Genomic DNA, 5,684 nt, shown 5'->3' on the forward strand with positions numbered 1-5,684 from the left:
TAAAAGGCAAGAAGCGTGACGATCTGCAAACGGCCATTGCCCTGTTGAAAGAAGCCGAGCTGGACGTTCCGCTGCAGTTCAACAATTTCCGCGACTGAACTAACGGGGTTTTCGATACTCTTCGGACTCTCCTGACTCTCCAGACCCTCCGGACGTTTCGGGAGTCTCTGCCAGCACCGGTTCCCGTGGTTTGTCCGGGTGTGCAATGCGGAACAGCAGCGCGGCCAGAATGATGGCCGGAGCGCCGGTTCCCGCCGTTATCAGGAAGAAGCCCACCCAGCCCACGTGCTCCGCGAGCAGGCCGGTAAAGCCGGCGGCAAACTGCCCGGGAAGCGTCATCAATGAGCTGAACAGTGCGTACTGGGTGGCCGTATAGGCGGTGTTGGTGAGGCTGGACAGGTAGGCAATAAACACCGATATCGCCATGCCGCCGGTAACGTTATCGGCAATGATGGCCGCAATCAGCCCTGGTTGCTGGGGCCCAATCATGGCGAGGCCGGCAAATGTCAGATTGGTAGCCGGGGCCATGAAGGCGGTAAACAGAAGCATACGAGCAATGCCGAAGCGGGCGACAAGTGCGCCTCCCACTGCCGCGCCGGTCAGTGTCATTATCAGCCCGAAAGCCGCTGCAATATTGGCAATCTGGGATTTGGTAAAGCCCAGGTCCAGATAGAAGGGGTTGGCCATCACCCCCATGAAGATGTCACTGATACGAAAAGTGGCAATGAAAACCAGGACAACCAGCGCTGCTTTACCGTAACGCTGGAAGAAATCCGCAAACGGGCAGACAAAGGCGCCGATCAGCCAGGCGGTAATGTTTTTGCGGGGGCCGCTGTGACTGGTGCGGTCCAGGTATCCGATGACCCGCGCCTCCATGGCGAAAACAGCGGCAGGCTGGCGATTCCTCGGTTCGGAGCTGATCAGAGTGGTGACCATACCAACACCCATGAGTAGGGCCATGGTGCCATAGGCCAGGGACCAACTACCGACGGCGGCGACATGCAGGGCTCCGGCACTGGCCATGAGCATGGCAACCCGGTAGCCGGTAACGTAGCTTGCAGCCATCCCGCCCTGTTCATGGGGCTCTGCCGCCTCGACGCGGTAAGCGTCCACGGATATGTCCTGGGTGGCGGAACCGAAAGCGGCGACCACGGCCCAAAGGGCGACCAGCCACTGTTGCCGGGTCGGGTCCGTGAGCGCCATGCCCAGCAAGGCGCCGGCAATACTCAGTTGGGAAACCAGCATCCAGCTGCGGCGCCATCCCAGCCAGCGCGTCAGCAGGGGAATGCTGGCCCGGTCTACAACGGGGGCCCACAGAACCTTGATGGAGTGCGCCATGCCCACCCAACTGAGAAAACCGATGGTGGCAAGCTCAACCCCCAGATCCCGCAGCCAGGCAGTGAAAGTGCCACCCACCAGCAACAACGGAAGCCCGGCCGAGAAGCCAAGAAACAACATGCCGATGACCCGGGGATTACGATAGACTCGAAAGCCTTCCAGGAGTTTATGGGCGGAATTCAGTGCCATGAACGGTCTTCCGGGGCCGAATGGGAATGAAAAAGAGGGAGTATGCTGAATTCCGGCCCAATGGCCAAGTGATGGAGCGTTAATGAGTGCCAAAGACCAGAAAATCTGGCAAGTCGTCGCCGCTATCCCCGCCGGCAAAGTCGCCAGCTACGGCCAGATCGCCGATATGGCGGGCCTTGGACGACAGGCGCGGTATATTGGCAAGGCTCTGGGAAAACTCCCTGAAGGGCACTCAATTCCATGGTATCGGGTGATACGCAGTAATGGGCAGATTGCGTTTCCCATCGGCAGTGAGGCGTTTGAGCTGCAGGCCCAGAGTTTGCGGGAGGAGGGGGTTTTGGTGGTTGATGGCAGGGTCTCGATGCGGGAGTTTGGGTGGCAGCCGTAGGTTTTGGAGTAATGTCGGGTGTGTTGGATTATGGCTTCGCCTAATCCCATGGGGTACAGGCTGGCGTCGGAGTCTGGTCGGGCAGGGGGTGGAGGTATTTTTTCTGCCAGAAAAAGGTGTCTGAGCGAAGCGAGTTCTTTTTCCAAAGAAAAAATACCTCCACCCCCTGTCCAGCCCCCAAACCCGCAGGCCAAAGGGCAGGCCAGAACAGGTCAGAGGTTAGAGCCGAAGCGCCCCATCAACCTCAAGTATCCGCCCGGACATGTAATCATTCTCGAAGATAAACGCCGCAGCCGAGGCGATTTCCTCTGGCTTGCCCATGCGCTTCAGGGGAATGCCGGCGGTCATTTTTTCCAGGGCTTCCGGCTTCATGGACGCGGTCATCGCGGTTTCGATGAAGCCCGGTGCAATGCCCATGCAGCGGATGCCGTAGCGGGCGAGCTCCTTGGCCCAGACCGGCACCAGTGCCGAAATCCCGGCTTTTGCGGCGGAATAGTTGCTCTGGCCCATGTTGCCGGCGCGGGCAATAGAGGCAATATTGATGATTACACCCTCGTCGCCGTTCCTGATCATCTGCGTAGCAGCTTCACGACCACAGAGGAAAACCCCGGTCAGGTTGACGTCGATCACCGCCTGCCACTGGGACAGCTCCATGCGCTTTTCCACCTGGCCATCCTTCCCCTTTACCAGCAGGCCATCCCGCAGAATACCGGCGTTGTTGACAAGACCGTTCAGTTGCCCGAAGTCCGCCACGATAGCCTCAAAGGTTTTCTCCACGTCTTCTTCCTTTGCCACGTTGCAAACGTAGGTCCGGGCTTCTCCACCGGCTTTGTCGCATGCAGCAGCGGCTTCTTCCAGTTTTTCCGGCATCAGGTCAATCAGCGCCAGGCGGGCGCCTTTGGCGGCGAGGTATTCTGCCATGGCACGGCCCAGGCCCTGGCCGCCACCGGTAATTGCAATCACGGAATCTTGAAGTTTCATGTTTCGCCCTAAGGTAGTGAATTAACAAGTGAGGCGAGTATACCAGAGCTTTTTGTTGCCGCCGCAACCAGACACAATCGATCCCGGAGGCTCTTTTGGGCGTTTTTCTTTTTTTATTCATCGTCATGCCCATTGTGGAGATGACGATTCTGATCAAGGTGGGAACTCTCATTGGCGCCCTGAATACCGTGGGTCTGGTTCTGCTGACGGCAGTTATTGGTGCCGCGCTGCTGCGGCAGCAGGGGCTGGCCACGCTGTTGAAGGCCAATCAGCGGCTCAACAGTGGCGAGCTGCCCGCGAGGGAAGTGGCCGAAGGGCTGATTCTGGCGGTGGGTGGCGCCTTATTGCTGACTCCCGGCTTCGTCACCGACACTATTGGCTTCCTCTGCCTGATCCCCGGTTCCCGCCACTGGCTTGCAGCCAAGGCCCTCAAGCGCATGGTGGTGGCCGGCCAGGGAAGTAGCTTCACGTTTACCGCCGGCCAGCGCGGACCGTTTGAGGGGCAGGGGCCGTTCGGTGGCCGCGAAGGCCCGTTCGGCGGTCAGAGCCCTTTTGACCGTAATGGTGACATTATCGAGGGGGAGTACCAGGACGAGACAGAGCATGATCATCAGCGCCTGGATCGTGATGACGACGATACGCCGGAAAAAAAGTGAAAATTTTTTTCCGCCAAGTATTGAAAACCTATGTGGCACCCCCACATAGGTTTCACAAGTTCGCTGCGGGCCAATAACCGCTGTAAAACAGTTGGTTAAAAGCCCCGGCTTTTAACGCAACCATCATTGCCAAACCTAACCTGACATTGGAGATATCGAGCAATGAAAATACGTCCGCTACACGATCGTGTTGTCGTGCGCCGTAAGGAAGAAGAAGAGAAAACAGCTGGTGGCATCGTGCTGCCGGGTAATGCCAAAGAGAAGCCGTCCCAGGGCGAAGTTATCGCCGTAGGCAATGGCCGTATTCTCGACAATGGCGAAACCCGTGCACTGGCGGTCAAGGTTGGTGACACCGTAGTCTTTGGTCAGTATGCCGGTAATACCGTGAAGGTTGACGGCGAAGACCTGCTCATCATGAGCGAAAACGACATTTTCGGCGTTCTCGAGTAAACGCTCGCTTACGCAGCAATCCGATTGAACGAACAAATTGGGTTTAACGAACAGGAATAGAAGACATGGCAGCAAAAGACGTTAGATTCGGTGACAGCGCCCGTAAACGTATGGTTCAGGGCGTTAACGTTCTGGCAGACGCAGTTAAGGTAACCCTGGGCCCTAAAGGCCGCAACGTGGTTCTGGACAAGTCCTTTGGCGCACCGACCGTGACCAAGGACGGCGTGTCCGTCGCCAAGGAAATCGAACTGAAAGACAAGTTCGAGAACATGGGTGCCCAGATGGTCAAGGAAGTTGCTTCCCAGACCAACGACACCGCTGGTGATGGCACGACGACTGCGACCGTTCTGGCGCAGGCCATCGTTAAAGAGGGTATCAAGGCCGTTACTGCCGGCATGAACCCGATGGACCTTAAGCGTGGCATCGACAAGGCCACCATCGCCGCTGTTCAGGCCATCCGTGACCTGTCCAAGCCCTGCGATGACAGCCGCAACATTGCCCAGGTAGGCACCATTTCCGCCAACGGTGACGAGACCATCGGCCAGCTGATCGCAGACGCGATGGAGAAAGTTGGCAAGGAAGGCGTCATTACCGTTGAAGAAGGCCGTGGCCTGGAAGACGAGCTGGACGTGGTTGAAGGCATGCAGTTCGACCGTGGCTTCCTGTCCCCGTACTTCATCAACAACCAGGAAAACATGTCCACCGAGCTGGATGACCCGTACATCCTGCTGGTTGACAAGAAGATCTCCAACATCCGCGAACTGCTGCCGGTGCTGGAATCTGTCGCCAAGGCTGGCAAGCCGCTGATGATCATCGCTGAGGACATCGAAGGCGAAGCGCTGGCAACACTGGTTGTGAACAACATGCGCGGTATCGTGAAAGTGGCTGCCGTGAAGGCGCCTGGCTTCGGTGACCGTCGCAAGGAAATGCTGCAGGACATCGCCATCCTCAGCGGTGGTACCGTGATTTCCGAAGAAGTTGGCCTGACTCTGGAAAACACCACTCTGGACGATCTGGGTACTGCCAAGCGCGTGAACATCACCAAGGAAAACACCACCATCATCGATGGCGCTGGTGCCCAGGGTGATATCGAAGCCCGCGTTGAGCAGATCCGCAAGCAGATCGAAGACAGCTCTTCCGACTACGACAAGGAAAAGCTGCAGGAGCGTGTCGCCAAGCTGGCAGGCGGTGTTGCCGTCATCAAGGTTGGCGCCGGTTCTGAAGTGGAAATGAAAGAGAAGAAGGCCCGCGTTGAAGACGCCCTGCACTCCACCCGCGCTGCGGTTGAAGAGGGCATTGTACCGGGCGGCGGTGTCACCCTTATCCGTGCCATTGCGGCCCTGGACAAGGTAGACGCCATCAACGAAGAGCAGAAGGCTGGCGTGAACATCCTGCGCCGTGCCATGGAAGCTCCGCTGCGCCAGATCGTAACCAACGCCGGTGGCGAAGCCTCCGTTGTTGTGAACAAGATCCTGGAAGGCGAAGGCGCCTACGGCTACAACGCCTCTACCGAAGAGTTCGGTGACATGCTGGAGATGGGTATCCTGGACCCGGCCAAAGTCACCCGTTCTGCACTGCAGGCAGCCGCTTCCGTGGCTTCCCTGATCATCACCACCGAGGCGATGATTGCGGACGAGCCGGAGGAAGAAGGCGCCGGCGGCGGCGGTATGCCGGACATGGGT

Annotated in this window: 7 protein-coding genes; 5 read left to right on the top strand and 2 right to left on the bottom strand. The window is 58.1% G+C overall.

The features are described from left to right. Nucleotides 1-98 (top strand): DUF520 family protein (locus ACESMB_RS14355; protein ID WP_372971920.1); only part of this gene is annotated, 98 nt, incomplete at its 5' end. A gap of 1 nt (nucleotide 99) precedes the next feature. Here the strand turns inward: ACESMB_RS14355 and ACESMB_RS14360 are convergent. Further along, nucleotides 100-1,527 (bottom strand): AmpG family muropeptide MFS transporter, encoded by a 1,428-nt coding sequence (locus ACESMB_RS14360; protein WP_372971915.1) that lies wholly within the window; start codon nucleotides 1,525-1,527, stop codon nucleotides 100-102. Between the two features lie 82 nt (nucleotides 1,528-1,609). Here ACESMB_RS14360 and ACESMB_RS14365 point away from each other — a divergent pair, with 82 nt between their 5' ends. After that, a complete protein-coding gene (locus tag ACESMB_RS14365) occupies nucleotides 1,610-1,915 on the top strand; it encodes an MGMT family protein (protein WP_372971916.1) in 306 nt (101 codons plus the stop codon). A gap of 219 nt (nucleotides 1,916-2,134) precedes the next feature. On the opposite strand, the gene ACESMB_RS14370 is transcribed toward ACESMB_RS14365, so the two are convergent. Next, nucleotides 2,135-2,896, bottom strand: coding sequence for an SDR family oxidoreductase (locus ACESMB_RS14370; protein ID WP_372971917.1), 762 nt, complete (start codon nucleotides 2,894-2,896; stop codon nucleotides 2,135-2,137). A gap of 95 nt (nucleotides 2,897-2,991) precedes the next feature. Between ACESMB_RS14370 and ACESMB_RS14375 the strand changes: the two genes are divergently transcribed. The 3 genes from ACESMB_RS14375 to groL form a co-directional block, all read left to right on the top strand. After that, nucleotides 2,992-3,552 carry an FxsA family protein gene (locus ACESMB_RS14375; protein ID WP_372971918.1) on the top strand — a complete coding sequence of 187 codons (561 nt, stop codon included), beginning with the start codon at nucleotides 2,992-2,994 and terminating at the stop codon, nucleotides 3,550-3,552. 162 nt (nucleotides 3,553-3,714) lie between these two features. Beyond that, entirely contained in the window at nucleotides 3,715-4,002 is a 288-nt protein-coding gene (gene groES, locus ACESMB_RS14380) for a co-chaperone GroES (RefSeq protein ID WP_007155569.1), read from the top strand. Between the two features lie 65 nt (nucleotides 4,003-4,067). Beyond that, a partial coding sequence (groL, locus tag ACESMB_RS14385) for a chaperonin GroEL (RefSeq protein ID WP_372971919.1) occupies nucleotides 4,068-5,684 on the top strand: 1,617 nt, incomplete at its 3' end.

This window comes from Marinobacter sp. (genome assembly GCF_041686475.1).
Taxonomy (GTDB): domain Bacteria; phylum Pseudomonadota; class Gammaproteobacteria; order Pseudomonadales; family Oleiphilaceae; genus Marinobacter.

Excerpts from the sequence above, each read along its gene's own strand:
- ACESMB_RS14360 (WP_372971915.1), bottom strand. The coding sequence starts at position 1,527 with ATGGCACTGAATTCCGCCCATAAACTCCTGGAAGGCTTTCGAGTCTAT.
- ACESMB_RS14365 (WP_372971916.1), top strand. The coding sequence starts at position 1,610 with ATGAGTGCCAAAGACCAGAAAATCTGGCAAGTCGTCGCCGCTATCCCC.
- ACESMB_RS14370 (WP_372971917.1), bottom strand. The coding sequence starts at position 2,896 with ATGAAACTTCAAGATTCCGTGATTGCAATTACCGGTGGCGGCCAGGGC.
- groES (WP_007155569.1), top strand. The coding sequence starts at position 3,715 with ATGAAAATACGTCCGCTACACGATCGTGTTGTCGTGCGCCGTAAGGAA.